Raw genomic sequence first — 16,002 nt, forward strand, 5'->3', positions numbered from 1 at the left:
GCGCGCGGCAAGGTTGGTCAGGAACGTGCTCATGCCAGTGCCTCTGCCACATAGAAGGCCCGTCGATGCTCCGGGAGGGCGAGGATTTCGGCCTCCGACCAATGAAAGACCCGCGCGATGTCCACGACGTCGCGCAGGATCTGCCGCGAGATCTGCCGCAGTTCGTGAGCAACGAAATGCACTGAATCGAAAGCGACGGATTGCCTTGCGCCACACTCCGGGCAGACGGTCTCCAACCACACATCCGCACCGGGATCGATCGCTTCCAGTGCCTGGGCAAGCGCATCGAGCGGCAGATCCACCGCAGCGTCCTGAACCTGTGCCGCCAACATCCGCACGGCGGTTTCAGGCTCGGCTATGTTCTCGATCTCAAGAATGTCGCCGAGAGTGACCGGGCGCACGACTGCCTCATGGACACCGATCGTCACCTGGCGAAAACCCGGCTCGGGCCACACCGCCTCCCCCGCCAGCCCGAACTTGGCGGGCTCGAGCGTGAGTTCGTAGATCTCGCCACATGCCTCGCAAAGCGGCTCGGCCCTCAGCGGGCCGGACCTCAGCCCCGCCCGGATCGCCAGGACCAACCGGTCGCGCGCGCCCACCGGCAGGGCCAAGAGGGTCTCGCGCGTGGCCTGCGGATAGGCGCGCTGCAGCAGCGCGACCGACCATTGAGCCGGCGACAGCACGCTCGCGCGGTCGGCGAGGTCGATCACCGCACAGGCGTCCAGCCGTGAGGGGGCTCCGAGGGTCATGGTCAGGCCGGAAGTTCAAAGCTGGGCTCTTCGGGTTCGGTCACATCTTCGTCCCGCTCCCATCCCTCGTTCTCCAGCTTCAGCGTCTGGATCGCAATGGCGCTCGCCGAGGCATCCATGTCGGAGAAGGCGGAAAATTCGGAGGGCCAGCATCGGTAGAGCTTGTAGGCCAGAACGATCTGGCCGGCCTCGTTGTAGATTTCGAGTATCAGGTCCTTGCGGAAATCCTTGAGCGACACCTCCGCCCCGAGACCTGCCCCATAATTCCACACCTTGTTGGCCCACTGCTCGAACTGCTTGGAATGGGTCACCCCGCGCTCCAGCGTGATTGCCTCGTATTCGGTCTGGCCGGGCGACTTGCGGCTGGTCGAGGGATCGCCGCCTTCGCGATGCTTGACCACCTCCGTCGAGCGCTTGAGCCCGGAACACTTGCTGACGCCGGCAACGTAGTCTCCATCCGGCAAACGCAAACGGAACTTGTATGTCTTGTAGGGGTCGAAACGTTCGGCATTCGTGGTGAACTGTGGCATCTTTCTCCCCCTCCCCTTAGGACGCGCTGCGGATCTGCTGGATCGAAATGATGACGAATTCGGCCGGCTGCAGCGGTGCGAAGCCGACGACGATGTTGACGATGCCGCGATTGATGTCGTCCTGCGTGGTCGTCGAAGCGTCACACTTGACGAAATAGGCCTCCTTGGGGCTCGCCCCCTGGAACGCACCCTGCCGGAAAAGCCGCTGCATGAACGAGCCCACCGATAGACGGATCTGCGCCCAGAGCGGCTCGTCGTTACCCTCGAACACAACCCATTGCGTGCCACGGAACAGGCTTTCTTCGATGAAGAGCGCGAGGCGCCGGACGGACACGTATTTGTAGTCATCCGACAGCACGTCCGAGCCCGCCAGCGTGCGTGCGCCCCAGACGACGCGGCCGATGTTTTGGAACGACCGCAGGCAATTGACGCCGATCGGGTTGAGAAGGCCATTCTCCTGGTCGGTCAGCTTCACGGTCAGTCCCTGGGTGTTGGACAGCGTAGCGGCCAGCCCGGCAGGCGCCTTGAAGACTCCACGATTGACATCGGTGCGCGAGATCACGCCCGCCACTGCGCCGCAGGGCGCGAAAGCATCGATCTGACCGCCACGCAGCGGATCGCGTTTGAGAAGCCGCGGAAAATAAAGCGCGGCGTTGCGGGCATTGGTAAGCGGAAGCACCTGGTCCGTGGCGTCGAGCTGGGCATTCTTTGCCGTCGTCGCGGCCGTGTCCGGGTTGGCGTCCCATTCGTTCGGCGGATCGACAATGTAAAGCGCGCGCCTCTCGGCACAAAGCGCGGCCGCGGTTTCCCTGACGGCCTTGGGCAAGGTAGCCTCGCGGGTGTCCGGAGGAATGCAGAGCAGGTTGAAGATGTCCGCCTTGCGCAGCCCCTGCATGCCCGTCTTCAGCGCCGGGTCACCTTGATAGGTCGCGTCGGCCAGGGTTGTTCCGTCGTCGCCACCGGAAGCAGTGCCGGTGGCGGCATCCGCGGGCCGGCTGTTGGAAAAGGTCGGCGCAGGTGGCGCTTCGACGAGGTTGCTCTGGGCAGCGAGGATCCGGTCGAACCGGCGCTGGCCCGCATCGCTTCTCATCGACAGAGTGCGCAATACTTCCCGCGTATCCGTAGCCGTGTCCACGATTTCCAGATCAAAGATGTCGTTCACAGTCAGCCCGTATTTTGCGGCAGCCGCCGCCGCGCCCTCGGGATCGGCGACGTCGGGGTGCGAGATTTTCGCCGTCAGGGAGTTGCCCCAGCTGCCCGGGCTCTTGGCTCGCAGGATCAGGGTGCCTACCGTCAGCCCCGAATAGCCGTCGCCACCGTCCTGTTCGAACAGCCGTAAGATCAGGCATTGCCCGCCGCCGTTGGCGAAGAAATCGTCCACGGCGTAGGAGACATTGCTGTCGGTCCATAGCCCACCGAAACGGCGATTGAACTCGCCCATGTTGAAACAGGGCGTCGGCTCGCCGACGCCCCCCTTCTTCGTTCGTCCCACGAAGGCGGTAATCGAGGTCGGCACGCCGGCGACGGTTCGCACGCCAGAGTCGAGCTCTTGAATGTAGACGCCGGGATAGGTTGGAGAGATGGGCATGCGCGGCTCCTGTTCCCAAACGGATCGTGAATGCAAGAAGCGAACTACGCATCGGGCGACCCGTCCGGGCCGCCGAAACCGGATGACGTCAGATCAGACCGTAAGGCCGATCAGAACGGTGACCTTGGCGGGTTTGGCCGCCGATGTGTTGTGGACTGTCAGTGTGGTCAAATCACCCGCAAAGAGCTTGACCGCGTCTCCGAACAGAAGGATCGGGCCGCTCAGCGCGGAGGCATTCGCCCCATCTGCCTTCACCGTTACCGAGCCGTCGAGGAGGTCGGACGAGATTGCGAGAAAGTCGACATTGTCGACCGTATCGACCTGTAGGGCGAGATCACGCGCGGCGCTTCCGACATCGAGATCGACGGAGACGGAAACGATTCCATCGCCCGTTGATGCACCTTTGGTCTGGATGGCAGAACCTGACGTGCCACCCGCGGTTAGGGACCAGGTGATTGTTTCAGACATGAAAAGCACCTCGGAGAAGAATGTTGTGCGATCAGTCGAAGAATCAAATGAGCAATCATAAACTGCGTCAGCTAACGCGGACACGTTCGACATGCTTGCGCTTTAAGGTCCAGCCTCTGGGCTAGTGGTTATGGAAGTGGCGAGTCATTTACGCGCCGAACATCAACATGATGCGCCTGAGTTACTTACAGGTCGCAAGAGATTAATTATAAAAATACATAACGATATAAATGTCAACAAATATATTTTTGATTTCTGGATCGAGTCATTTAAACAAAATCGTGTTTTTACATAATGTAGTTGTGTCTAAATTTCATATAATTTCTAGGGGCTGAATTGTATAATTGGGATTTGCCCGGTCCGACAGGGAAACACATGTTGCATGAGTCGTCGAATGAATCGCGCGGCGTTCGTGATTTCTGTTGCTTCTTCCGAGATTAGGGTGCGCCAATCGACGGCAGCACTACATCGCTCCGCGGTCGGCTTTCCCGAGCGATTTGGTTAATGTCGGAGGATACATTATGCGATTATCTGATGGCGATACTACCCAATGCCATGCCTTGAGCCTCTGGGAGAGCCGTGGGCGAACTCGTCGCCGCGGCCGGTCGGTAGCCGAAAGCCTCCGTCGCGCTCGGCAAGGCTCGAAAGATCTGCCGAAAGATCGAAGAGCTGCTGGGCAACCAGGTGCACCACCTCCCCTTCCCGCTGGATCCGGCCGTTGATCGCCATCATGCTGGCACCGAGCACCACCCGGCGTGATCGCTCGAAGAGTTTCGGCCAGACGACGAGGTTCGCCACGCCGGTCTCGTCCTCGATGGTGATGAACATCACGCCCTTCGCCGATCCCGGCCGCTGGCGCACCAGCACCAGTCCGGCTGTCATCAGTCATTGTCCGTCGCGTGCTCTCATCGCCTCGGCGCAGGTGACGATCTGCCGCTTGGCGAGGTCATGCCGCAGGAAGCTCAGCGGGTGCTGGCGGAGCGTCAGGCCGGTGTGGCTGTAATCCTCGACGACGTTGTGACCTTCGGTCATCTGTCTGAGCTCGACTTCCGGCTCCTGCTGTTCGGCGATCGCCCGCGCCTCCCGTTCCGCCGCGGCGGTGAAGAGCGGCAGCGGCTCGTCGCGAAGTGCCTTGATCGCCCAGAGCGCGTCCCGCCGCTTGAGGGCCAGTGACGGCAGGAAGGCATCGGCTTCAGCCAGTTCGATGAGCGAGGCGACCGGCACACCGGAACGCCGCCACAGGTCGTCGACCGATGCGAAGGGCTCGTCAGCGCGCGCGGCGACAATCCGCGCCGCGTCGGCCGTCGCCAGGCCGCGCACCAGACGCATGCCGAGCCGGACTGCTCCATGTCTCTTCTCGAACTCGCTCAGATGCTCGTCGTACCATTTGTCCGCCAGATCGATCAGTCGTTTAGGTGAAGAGCTTCTGGCTCACACCGCTCTTCAGAATCAATCTTCGTAGACATGGCCTCAATGTCATCGAAGTTCATTGCCTATAATCGAATTTCATGAGAACTTCGCTGAGAGACTAATTTTCAGACGCGGATATCAGGATTCATGGAGCAGGGACAAAAAAAGCCGTTTTCAGGCGCCGTCAGCATCTTTCACGGCCGGTGGATGCCGGAAGCCGCCATCCCTGTCGGCTATGCGGCCCTGATCGATGCATTTGAATTATCCGCGCCTGTGCCAATCACCCTGTCAGCGATCGGTCCACGCCACAAAGTCTATCAGGCCCGAGGATGGAACATTTACACCCCGCGCCACCAGCCGGACAATGACCTTGCCGGACACCTGACCTTCGCGCTGCGCTATGAAGGACTAGACCTTGCGGTTCTGAAAGCCCTGTTTCGGGAAACAGGTCCTGTACCGGTCACAAACATGGTGCGCGCGACGCCTACTGGCGCCTATGCGCGGCGACTGTGGTTTCTCTACGAATGGCTGCTCGATACACGGCTCGATCTGCCCGACGCGGCACAGGGCACCTATGCCCTTGTCGTCGATCCCGAGCGGCAATTCGCGGTGAGTGGAACGAGTTCGACAAGACATCGGGTGAAGAACAATTTGCCCGGCACGCCAGCCTTCTGCCCGATGATCTTCCGCACGCCCGCACTCGATGCGTTCGTTGCGCGCGGACTTGGCGACGAAGCGCAGCAGTTGATCGCCGAAGTGCCGGCGGACTTGCTCGCACGCACCGCTGCATTCCTGCTGCTTAAGGATTCACGCTCGAGCTTCCAGATCGAGGGAGAAGATCCGCCGCAAGATCGCATCCAGCGCTGGGGCCAGGTGATCGGCGAAGCCGGCCGTCGGCCGATAGACCGCGCCGAACTGGAACGGCTGCAGCGCATTGTCATCGGCGACGCGCGCTTCGTTCATCTCGGCCTGCGCGTCGAGGGCGACTTCATCGGCGAGCATGATCGCGTGACGGGCGCACCGATCCCCGATCATGTCAGCGCCCGACATGAAGATCTGCCCTCGCTGATCGACGGCCTGACCTCTTTCGACAGCGGCGCGGCACAGCGCCTCGATCCTGTGCTCGCCGCCGCGGCTCTCGCCTTCGGCTTCGTCTACATCCACCCTTTCGAGGACGGAAACGGTCGACTGCACCGCTATCTGATCCATCATGTTCTCGCCGAGCGCGGGTTCAACCCTCCCGGTCTCGTCTTTCCGGTCTCGTCCGTCATCCTGGACCGCATCAATGCCTATCGAACCGTATTGGAAAGCTACTCACGCCGCCTTTTGCCGCTGGTTCGTTGGCAATCAACGGATCGTGGCAATGTCGCGGTGCTGAATGACACCGCAGACTTCTACCGCTACTTCGATGCAACGCCGCACGCCGAGTTCCTGTTCGAATGCGTAGCTCGGACGATCGATGTGGATCTGCCGGCCGAGACGGCATTCCTACGCATCTATGACGCGTTCAAGATCGAAGTGCAGCAAATGATCGACATGCCCGATCGCTTGCTGGACCTCTTGTTCCGCTTCCTACGCCAGAACGAAGGGCGACTGTCAAAGCGGGCTCGCGACAAGGAGTTTTCGGCGCTCAGCGACGCAGAGGCCGCTCGGATTGAGACAATTTACGCCGAAATCCGGCGAGACGCAGGGTGATGCCAAGTCATCCACCACGTTTGCAGGCCGCCGCCGTTGAAGCCGAAGTACCAATCATTCAGGAGACAGTAACGTCGGACAAGCTGCATTGGAGACGCTTACAAGCGATCGTTTGTCCTCGCCCTCGCCGCCCTCGGCACGTGTTGGTCCATTCTCGCCCTATCGAGCATTGCGCCATAGAGTTCGGCCGGCGTGAACAGCAGTTCGGTGTTCTCGGAACTCGACCGACGATCAAACGGTGGTTCCTCGCGACATGATCACGGACTTGCTTCATGCTCAGCGGCATTTCCGATTTTGATCTTAACCAAGTCGCAGCCTCGTAGCTTGCTGTCAATCGCGAGATTAAACAACGCCCGGTCTCGCATTCGCCCCTCCGTGTCGAGGAAGAAACGAATTGCCCAAATCTGGCGTTGCTTCAGAGGTTTCTTTGATCAGACCATCCGGCCAGCGTTCCACGCCGGTCGTCCGAGTGCGGCAGGATCGTACTTTGCGATACCTGTTTGCTTTCTCCTTCGGTCGCCATTGGCCGTGGAGATAATGTGAGAACGCAGGGAAAAGCGGGGCCGGGCGAGGACTGTCCGCTTAAGGGCTGCAGAAAACGAAAGCGGACATCGAGACGCTCCGCCACGAGGCCACCAGCCGCCGCCCGGAGCTAGCAGGGAGAGGCTTCCGGCGAAACGCGTGCAGATGCTTCGCCGGAACAGGTGTCAAAGCACTAGGTTTCACAGCGAGTCTAGTCAGGAAACTTCCAATAGGCTGGTGAGGCTGCTTGAGGCATTCCGACGAGAATGTGTGTTCGTCTGTCTGGTGGCCTGACGCCACCTGACAGAAGTGAGGCAATCTCCTCCATCGCTGACATCGACTCCGAGAACGTGCTGTGATTCAGGCTGAAGAAGTCCTTACCGACCGAGGAAATGTCGATCGTGTCAACGCCGGCGGTAACAAGTGGTCCGTCGGGCATGCTCGCGTCTCCGGCTCGCACAAACTGGCTCCGAAGCTGCTTGGACGCGAAAAGCGCCCAATCGTTCTTGTTCGCGTAAAGCGTGACACCCTTGGCCATGTTTCTAACAGATTCGATCTGCTGTGCGAAAATCTGCCTGTCAACGTCTGGTGCTGCAAACACAAGTTCGCCAACGGGTCGGTCCCCAAGTGGCGGGGTTGAACGAAGCAAGCCTTGCAGCACGACGCGAGATCCCATGCTGTGAGCGATCACATGAACCGTTCTGACATGAGCGTCTTGTTTGAGTGTTCGCAGTAGCTCCCGGAACGCTGGAGCTGAAAACTCTGCGCTATCGTAGTCGGTCTCATATCCTGCAGTCGTTCCACGGGACGGCCACGAAAAGACGACGGGTACACCTTGGTACTTTGTATCCCAGACGATCTGTGCGAGGCGAAATACGCTGTCCTCGAATGTGTTTCGAAATCCATGGACATAAACAAGGGCGTCTGTTGCCTCGGCATTCTTGATCGCCAATGTGAACTCGTCACGCGTCAGCAGTTTCTCGTCCTGAACTTGGAATTCAGTATCCGACACCGACTTCAATGAAAGCCACTGCATCCACGAGCGCCGGTCAACTTGTCCAAAGGAATGTCCCGCTGGCACAGAAACACGTGTAGCGCCAAATGTGAGATCAGCCCGCTCGGGAGCGAAATTGAGGCTTGAATCTGAATCTTTTTCGACCTTTCTCGTCGTTGCCACCATCAAGTCGACGGTACGTTTGTCATGATCGATAGTTGCTTTGCAGCCCTCCCCAATATCAAACACCACGCACGGGGAGACGCCAGAACTCCATTCCGACACGAGATCTTTTGTGTTGGCGACATCAATTTTCCATTTGTCGCCGGTGAGGATTGGTGTCTTAGCTTCCACGATATAAGAACCGTCGGCCTGAGCCCGACCCAAGAGAACCGACTGTATGATGCGATTGGTCGCGTCGACGCTCACGTCTGCGCCGGCGAACCCGGGCACTATCACGCTTTGTATCTGTTCCCGCCATTCGGAGGCATTCGGAGTGCCCGCCCGCTCAACCGCGGACACCCAGATTGAAAAAGCCAACGCTTCCGAAGCCATCATTTCGGTAATCGGCCTTGCGGCGGAACCTTCATGAGCTCTCCAACGACGCAGCAGATCTCGGTTGGAGGCGGTGTCGAGCGTCTCAAAGTAGCTGCGGACAGACAAGGATCCAGCGACCGGTCTGCTCTTGCCCAGATAACTTCCGTCGTCGAAGCCGAGCATTACCATCGGCGCAGTGGCTGTGTCGGGTCCCAGCCGTTGAAACGCTTCCATGAAGGATTCATTGGACTCGCCCAACACAGTCGAGACCACGGCTGTCGAGCTGTTCGCCGCCTGAAGCTTAGAAGTCTCCACGGCTAGGCCGGTCCAATCGGTAGATCCGAATTCTTCGTATCTCGTCAGGAGATCGTTGGACGAGACACCTTTTTCCTTAAGGTATGCTTCTACAAGGCCGTTCACTTCTTTTCCGTAGACCGAGTCAGTCGATGCCAGCACCCAACTTTTAACCCCTTCATTTTCTCGAAGAAACACAACCGCTGGGATGACCCGCTGCTGCGCAGGGAGACCGAGCTGTACAGTCCATGGACGGTTGCTCGACCCGATGTTCTCACCCGGACAGAACAATACAACCTTCGCGTCCTCCGCGACCGATCCCATAGTGTCGCAAGTGCTCTGGTGCCCACCGCCAAAGAGAGCCGAAACCGTGGACTCGGAAACCAGTCGCCGGGCGCCTTCTTCATATGCCGACATCACCGAGTTGGGGTCCGCAATAACGAGGTCTACTTGCCGGCCCAATACGCCGCCCTTGGCGTTCTGCTCTGCGACCAACATTCGCAGCATGTCCGTTAAACCCGTCTCTTCGGGAGCGAATGATCCGGAACCGCTCTGCACTGCTCCCAGACGTATAGGATCGGCAGCGATGGATGGGTGTGTGACTGAAATCAGCGACAGAAGTGACGCGACCAGCATCGTCTTAATGTTCCAGATCACGTTTGAACTCCTGTTTCTCGCCACACGCATGTAAGTCGTTAGAGATTCAGTAGGGCAACTAGCGGGCAGTGATCCGAGATAACCAGCTCTTGATCGGTCCCGGCGCTTTTTTTGCCGGGTGGAGCCCAAACGAAGGAAGCTCACCTGGTCTGGCGGGACGATCGCGTCTACGCCAGGACCAATGAGGTTGTGATCGAGGCCAATGGGATTTCGGCAAACAAGGTAGTTATGGGATGCGAGCAACTCGCTCTCTTCTGTGTCGAGGTCACGAATCTCAGAAAGCGTGGAAAGCGCCGTGCCATAGCCTGGCAGCGTTCGGCGACAATCTCCGAGGAAATGACGACCAGCGCAAGCATAGCGAACAACATCTTGAGAATGAAAGCCCCTCGATCAATGGTTGACGCCTTAACAAAATACACTCTATGAATTTTAGCAAGTTCCAACTGTGGAATATCACAACCCTACGCCCACTGATCAGAGAGCACACTTGAGGTCGCGTGACCGCGTCCTCAAGTGTGTACCTTGGTGAGCGCGCGAATACCTGATCGAAAACTGCTCAATGCGCCCGGAGGCTCCCACTCACGACCTCTGTGCGTCCGCTAGGAGGCGGTGGCTCCGCTGCGACAGATGGCTGACTTGGGGCCGTATCCGGAATGGCATGTCTTGCCTGCTGAACCGACCAAACTTGCCGTTCAACTGAGCGACCGTCGAGACGAAACTGTGGTTCTGCAGCCCCGGCTCGTAAACCAGCGGGGCTCAGCCTATCCTGCTGGCCACGCTCCTACGCTCTTCTGGAAGACTCAGATGCCTGACGCCATCGATGGCTGTGAAATGACGGCGAGTCCCTACAGCACACATCGACCGACGCGACAGAGCACCCTCTAGGTGGCGAACGAGGACATTCTGAAATTTAGATTTGCCGGAACGTGCATACCAGCCCTGATCTCGTTCGGCAGTTGAACGTTGATTTTGTCCCCCGACGTTGCCTGCCGAATGGTCTTCATCGCGCGGACCAATAGAGCCATGATTACAACGGCTCCGTGATCATCATCAGGGTCACATGCCATCGCGCCGAAGGTGACGCTCGCCGATTTAGACTTCTTGTCTTCCTCCCAATTTAGCCAACCGACACCAGAGTTTATCTCTAGTAAGGGAAACCACTCGCCGGTCTTTTCGTCCTGGACGCTGAGTTTCGGCCATGACCGGCCGATGCGGCATCCGTGCTTGAAGGCGTTGTAAACGGTCTTCTGACCGAACAGCGCTGCTTGCACTGAAATGAACTTAATAACCTCATCATCTAGGACACTCTCCGTTCCCAGGCGGCCCCAGAATTTAGTGGCGATCCATTTGTCATAATCAGTAACACTGCGAATTCCGAGGGTGGCGGGTATCTCCCTACGAGCTACGGATTGCACCGCCTCATTGAATTTCGAGCCGAAGAATGTCTTAGCAAATCGAGGAATCGGCCCGTGTGGATGACTGCCCAAGAGAACGGTGAGCAGAGTTTCGATAGCATGAAAACGGATGAACATCAGCGCTGATGCTTTCATTTCATCCATCCCGTCGAGCAATTCAGCGCCGAAGCCGGTATCTTTGCTCGGCTGCTCGTCCAAGCGATAGTGCTGATCGATGTCCCTCGTATAACGAATGCAACTTGCCTGCTTCAGATGGTAGAGCGGATCAATTTGCGACCAAAATGCTTCCTCGAGGTTCATTCCAAGCTCCTCCTCTACCTTCAAAGCCGTCGGCTATGATGTCGATGCCGTTCTTCTGCATCAACTGAATCGACACGATCGGGTCGTGCTTTGGCTCCAGGAATCTAACTGAAGTCGGCGTCGTGTTAATGGGAAAAATCGTCGTAGTATCCGTGTTCGCGTCGAAGCAGCAATACCTTCACTGTCGGATAACCAAGCCGCTCGGCAGCACGCAAACGCAGGTCTGATGGTATAAACAAGCACCGGTGATCCCTGGCTCTAGCGTCCCACGAACCCTGATCATTCTCACCAAGCTACGGGTTGAACGTTGCCATAGCTCCGGATGAATGCCCAATCGATGTGTGCAGATACCAATATAACGTCACTTACCTTTTGGCGAGACCGAGACGTAATATCGCGCTTCGTTGTTGTTTATGCTGCTTGCACCGACTATCCAAGAATAATGCACAGGCAATTCCTTGGGGGAGAACATGCGCATACAGAAGGTCAGAGTAGAGGGCTTCCGCTTGCTCCAGGATGTCGAGATCATGCTGGAGCCGGGATCGACGGTAATCGTGGGCCGCAACAACAGCGGCAAGACATCGCTCACCGACGCGTTCGAGCGTTTCGCTGGCGACGGCGGCGCGAAGTTCAGGCTCCAGGATTTTTCCGCCGGCATTCGCAGCAAATTCTTCGAAGCGAAGGAGCTCAGGGAAAAAGGAGAAGACCCGGGAAAGGTCCTCTCCGCCCTCCCAAGGATCACGATCACCCTGACGTTCGCGTATGAGAGTGACGCCCCCTCCCTGGGGCCGCTGTCCGCATTCGTCATCGACCTCGATATGAACTCAACGACCGCCATCGTGAAACTAGAGTACGCGCCGACCCTTCCTTCGCTGCAGCAGCTGCTTGACGTTGCAGAGGCTCCTGTCGGCATCGACGCAAGGGTCCATTTCATGAGGCATCTGAAGGAGGCGATACTCAAGGCCTACACCGTTCAGGTCAGTGCGATCGATCCAACGGACCCCGCGAATGTGCGGCCATTCGAAGGGACGACACACTTGAACGCATTGCTCCAATGCAACCTGGTGCGCGCCCAGCGCACGCTTGATCACGTCAAGCACGGCGACACCGATGTCATCGGCAAGTTGCTGAGCACCTTGTTCAAGACCGCATCCACGCCGACAGCGGCCGTAGCAGACCAGCAGCTCGCCGCCCAGCTGAAATCCTCGGTCGAGGCTATCGAACGGGAGGTGCAGTCAGATTTCGATACGATGCTGAAAGCATTGCTTCCGGCGATAAATGTGCTGGGCTTTCCGAGCATGAACGACACGGAGTTACAACCTGAGACGTCGCTCAATGTCGATGCGTTGCTGTCGGACCATACCAAAGTGGTCTATACCGGCGCCGACGGGGTACATCTGCCGGAAGGATATAACGGGCTTGGCACACGTAACCTGATCTATATGCTCCTGCAGCTGGAGAGTTACCATAAACTCTATCGCGCGAGACCGACGCGGGCAGCCACACATCTCATTTTCATTGAGGAGCCGGAAGCGCATCTGCACCCCCAAATGCAGGAGGTATTCATCCAGCAGCTGAACGCCGCAGTGGGGAAGCTGTCGGCGAAGTATCCGGACGAACCGACATGGCAGGTACAGTTCGTCATCACGACGCATTCTTCACACGTAGCGAATGCCGCGCCGTTCGAAGCAATCCGCTATTTCCTGAATCAGCAACCAGTGCCGGCGTTGGGGCGCCGGACCAAGGTAAAGGATTTCAAGAAGGGCATGACGACGATCCCGGAGCCCGACCAGCAATTCCTGCACCAATATATGACCCTCACCAAATGCGATCTATACTTCGCGGATAAGGCGATCCTCGTGGAAGGCACGACCGAGCGGGTGCTGATGCCGAGGCTTTGCGAGTTCGTCGATCGCGACGTGGATGAGGAACATAAGCTTGTCAGGCAGTACATCACCACGGTCGAGGTGGGTGGCGCATATGCCCATATCTTCTATCCGCTGTTGAACTTTCTCGAGCTGAAGACGCTGGTCATCACCGACCTCGATGCCGTGCGGTTGGATACCACGAAGGACAGGAAAGGAAACGACCGAAACGTTTGGAAGAAATGCCCGGTCGCGATGGGCGAAAGGACATCAAACGCAGCGATTCGTGAGTGGTTCAGACCGGCAGGCGAGAAGGCCGATGGCGAAGTCGAGGCCAAACCTGCTCCTGACATCGATGTGAAAACACTGCTGGCCAAAACGGACGTCGAAAAGCTTTCCGGCAATCGTCGCATCGCCTATCAGGTGCCGGAAACGCCTGGATCGAACGTCTGTGCGCGCAGCTTCGAGGACGCGCTGGTGCTCGCGAATCCCGACAAGTTCGAGCTCGCTGACGGTGATAATCAAGCCGAGGACGCCTGGGAGATCGCGCAGGAACTGCCCAAGTCAGAAACGGCGCTGCGCTTCGCGATCCGGGAAACGAACTGGAACGTGCCGCGCTACATCATTGACGGCCTGAAATGGCTCTCCGAACCACCGCCGCCCGCAGAGGAATATCCTCCGGTTGTGCCGCCCGTTCACGCTGGCGGGGAGGCCGCCGCATGAACGGGGTGCGGGACAACCCGGCTCTCGCCGCTGCCAAACAGGCACAGGCGAAGATCGAGATATGTCTGGAAGAAAGCCGCAGCTTCCGGTTGGAAGCGGGTGCCGGGGCCGGCAAGACCTATTCGCTCGTCACCGCCTTGAAGCGGATGCTCGCCGAGCGGGGCACCGAACTGATGCAAAGCGGACGCAAGATCGCCTGCATCACCTACACGGAGATCGCGCGCGACGAGATCGCGCGTGAGGTCGAACGCCACCCCTCCATCCTTGTCGAGACCATACACGCATTCTCATGGGCCTTTCTACGCCAATACCAGAAGGCTCTTCGCGAACTGGTCGCAGCGTCGGAGAGCCGGAAGGGCAAGCTTGAGGCGGCGGGCGGCGTCGGGTCGAAACTGGTGGAATACGAACTCGGCTTCTTCGGCGTGGACGACAAGCGCATCACCCTCGCCCATGACGACATCCCCTTGTACATGTCGCAGCTTCTCGCGAAGCCCAAGTTCCAGCTCCTGTTCCAGCAGCAGTTTCCCATTGTCTTCATTGACGAATATCAAGACACCGACCGCGACTTCATGACGGCGATCACCGATCACTATTTCACGCCCAAGAAGGGGCCGCTCATCGGGCTGTTCGGAGATCATTGGCAGACGATCTACAACAGCGAGTACGAGCTCGCCGCCTATCCTATCGAGGCGATCGACAAGGGATCGAACTTCCGTTCGGCGCCCGCCATCGTCGACGTGCTCAACCGCCTCCGGCCAGAATTGCCGCAGGCGGTAGCCGACCCGGAAGCAGCCGGCGAGGCAAGGTTCTTCCACACCAATCTGTTCACTGGCGCGAGGACGAACACGCCGCATTCGAAGGCCGATCTCTTTCCAGAGCTCGCCCGCACGGTGCGAGAGTCCCTAATGCAGCGTCTACAGGGTGAAGGCTGGGATCTGGGCAAGACCAAGGTCCTGATGCTGACCCACAACGTACTGGCGGCAGAGCAGGGCTACCCCTCTATCGCGAAGGTTTTCTCTGGACGCAACGATGCCTTCGCGCGCAAGGAAGATCCCTCGATCAAGTTCTTCGCTGAGATCCTCGAGCCGATGGCGGAAGCCTATCAGGCGTCCAACTATGGTGAACTCTTCCGTTTGTACGGTGCGCACCCTGCCATCCATACGCAGGCGGATAAGCAGTCCTGGCGTAACGACATGGACGTACTAATGAAGCTGAGGAACGAGGGCACTATAGGCGAGGTCCTCGATCACCTGCAGGCGACGAAGCGACCTGCGCTTCCCGATCGCGTGCTCCGCCGCGAGGAGGAATTCAGGCATTTGGATGGCGAGCCGGTACCGGTGGAGGCGACTGGCTTGCAGCGCCACCGGGAGCTACGCGACGTTACCTACACCGAAGTGGCGGCGCTGGTCCGGTTCATCGACAAGCAGACACCTTTTGCTACCCAGCACAGCGTGAAGGGAGCGGAATTCGAGAACGTGCTGGTCGTGCTCGGTGGCGGGTGGAACCACTATAACTGGCCGCTGCTGCTGGAACTGATCGAGACCAAGGCACTCAACGCAGCGAATACCAAGGGTTTCTACCGCGCCCGTAATCTCTTTTACGTGTCGATCTCAAGGCCTATGAGGCGGCTCGCGGTGCTGGCGACGCAAACTTTGTCCGCCACGGCATTGACGACGGCAACGAAGCTGTTCGGCGAAGCGAACGTCGAGGCGCTCGTGATGCCCGAGTAGTGGCTTGCTGGGCTGTGCAGGAGCGTGAAGTAGATATTGATTTGCCGATGCGCGGCGCGCGTCGTGAAGTGCGTGATCCCGCCGATGTGTCCACGGCGGCAACCGGCGTAGCGCGGCGGTGTACTTGCTGAACTTGCTACCCTAAAGGGGCTGGCAGTGGGGTTGCGACGAGATTCATGTGGCTGCATCAAACCGGATGGCTTCTCAGCCAGTCGGCCGTGATTCTTATCCTTGAGACCGCACAAGAATGTCTTCTTTCAGGGAGCCACCTCGATGCTCCGAAAGACCGAGATGGGGGAGCAAACCTGCCGTCGCTCTGACGAGCGGGCATTGGTTGCCTCGAGCCTGCGCAGTGCAAAACGAATGTGAAGGTTATTTTGCAAACCCTTCGTTGAAAGCGGCAGAGGCTTTTGGCACTGTGGCTTTCCGCGCATGCCGGAAAAGCCATTCGAATCAGAGAGGGAAAGGGTGTTGATCGCTGATGAAGACGAGCATCGACCACCTGCCGCCCGTCAAACAGCGCGA

9 protein-coding genes and 2 pseudogenes are annotated in these 16,002 nt (G+C 58.5%); 3 read left to right on the forward strand and 8 right to left on the reverse strand.

Annotated elements, in window-relative coordinates; all coding sequences use genetic code 11:
• Positions 1–29 precede the first annotated feature (29 nt).
• From EUU22_RS24765 to EUU22_RS24785, 5 genes and pseudogenes are all read right to left on the reverse strand, one after another.
• Positions 30–749, reverse strand: a complete 720-nt coding sequence (locus tag EUU22_RS24765; RefSeq protein WP_129334624.1) for a hypothetical protein — start codon at positions 747–749, stop codon at positions 30–32.
• 2 nt (positions 750–751) lie between these two features.
• Positions 752–1,279 carry a phage tail protein gene (locus EUU22_RS24770; RefSeq protein ID WP_129334625.1) on the reverse strand — a complete coding sequence of 176 codons (528 nt, stop codon included), beginning with the start codon at positions 1,277–1,279 and terminating at the stop codon, positions 752–754.
• Between the two features lie 16 nt (positions 1,280–1,295).
• Complete coding sequence (locus EUU22_RS24775; RefSeq protein WP_245485300.1) at positions 1,296–2,720, reverse strand: phage tail sheath family protein; 1,425 nt, start codon at positions 2,718–2,720, stop codon at positions 1,296–1,298.
• Positions 2,721–2,960: 240 nt separating this feature from the next.
• On the reverse strand, positions 2,961–3,335 hold the full coding sequence (locus EUU22_RS24780) for a hypothetical protein (protein ID WP_129334627.1): 375 nt from the start codon (positions 3,333–3,335) through the stop codon (positions 2,961–2,963).
• A 570-nt stretch (positions 3,336–3,905) separates the two neighbouring features.
• A pseudogene (locus EUU22_RS24785) lies at positions 3,906–4,694 on the reverse strand (helix-hairpin-helix domain-containing protein); the annotation flags it as partial.
• Positions 4,695–4,892: 198 nt separating this feature from the next.
• Between EUU22_RS24785 and EUU22_RS24790 the strand changes: the two are divergent.
• Entirely contained in the window at positions 4,893–6,440 is a 1,548-nt protein-coding gene (locus EUU22_RS24790) for a Fic family protein (RefSeq protein WP_129334628.1), read from the forward strand.
• A 284-nt stretch (positions 6,441–6,724) separates the two neighbouring features.
• Here the strand turns inward: EUU22_RS24790 and EUU22_RS25935 are convergent.
• The 3 genes and pseudogenes from EUU22_RS25935 to EUU22_RS24805 form a co-directional block, all read right to left on the reverse strand.
• A pseudogene (locus EUU22_RS25935) lies at positions 6,725–6,859 on the reverse strand (integrase); the annotation flags it as partial.
• A 314-nt stretch (positions 6,860–7,173) separates the two neighbouring features.
• Positions 7,174–9,444 (reverse strand): alpha/beta fold hydrolase, encoded by a 2,271-nt coding sequence (locus EUU22_RS24800; RefSeq protein ID WP_165351301.1) that lies wholly within the window; start codon positions 9,442–9,444, stop codon positions 7,174–7,176.
• Positions 9,445–10,325: 881 nt separating this feature from the next.
• Positions 10,326–11,159, reverse strand: coding sequence for a hypothetical protein (locus EUU22_RS24805; RefSeq protein ID WP_129334630.1), 834 nt, complete (start codon positions 11,157–11,159; stop codon positions 10,326–10,328).
• A gap of 470 nt (positions 11,160–11,629) precedes the next feature.
• On the opposite strand from EUU22_RS24805, the gene EUU22_RS24810 reads away from it, so the two are divergent.
• Entirely contained in the window at positions 11,630–13,747 is a 2,118-nt protein-coding gene (locus EUU22_RS24810) for an ATP-dependent nuclease (RefSeq protein ID WP_129334631.1), read from the forward strand.
• Positions 13,744–15,477 carry a UvrD-helicase domain-containing protein gene (locus tag EUU22_RS24815; protein ID WP_129334632.1) on the forward strand — a complete coding sequence of 578 codons (1,734 nt, stop codon included), beginning with the start codon at positions 13,744–13,746 and terminating at the stop codon, positions 15,475–15,477. Before EUU22_RS24810 ends, EUU22_RS24815 begins: the two co-directional genes overlap by 4 nt.
• Positions 15,478–16,002 lie beyond the last annotated feature (525 nt).

This window comes from Ciceribacter ferrooxidans, assembly GCF_004137355.1.
Taxonomy (GTDB): Bacteria; Pseudomonadota; Alphaproteobacteria; order Rhizobiales; family Rhizobiaceae; genus Allorhizobium; species Allorhizobium ferrooxidans.

What these genes read in the sequence shown, in the direction of transcription:
- EUU22_RS24765 (WP_129334624.1), bottom strand. Translation starts at nt 749, where the DNA reads ATGACCCTCGGAGCCCCCTCACGGCTGGACGCCTGTGCGGTGATCGAC.
- EUU22_RS24770 (WP_129334625.1), bottom strand. Translation starts at nt 1,279, where the DNA reads ATGCCACAGTTCACCACGAATGCCGAACGTTTCGACCCCTACAAGACA.
- EUU22_RS24775 (WP_245485300.1), bottom strand. Translation starts at nt 2,720, where the DNA reads ATGGGCGAGTTCAATCGCCGTTTCGGTGGGCTATGGACCGACAGCAAT.
- EUU22_RS24780 (WP_129334627.1), bottom strand. Translation starts at nt 3,335, where the DNA reads ATGTCTGAAACAATCACCTGGTCCCTAACCGCGGGTGGCACGTCAGGT.
- EUU22_RS24790 (WP_129334628.1), top strand. Translation starts at nt 4,893, where the DNA reads ATGGAGCAGGGACAAAAAAAGCCGTTTTCAGGCGCCGTCAGCATCTTT.
- EUU22_RS24805 (WP_129334630.1), bottom strand. Translation starts at nt 11,159, where the DNA reads ATGAACCTCGAGGAAGCATTTTGGTCGCAAATTGATCCGCTCTACCAT.
- EUU22_RS24810 (WP_129334631.1), top strand. Translation starts at nt 11,630, where the DNA reads ATGCGCATACAGAAGGTCAGAGTAGAGGGCTTCCGCTTGCTCCAGGAT.
- EUU22_RS24815 (WP_129334632.1), top strand. Translation starts at nt 13,744, where the DNA reads ATGAACGGGGTGCGGGACAACCCGGCTCTCGCCGCTGCCAAACAGGCA.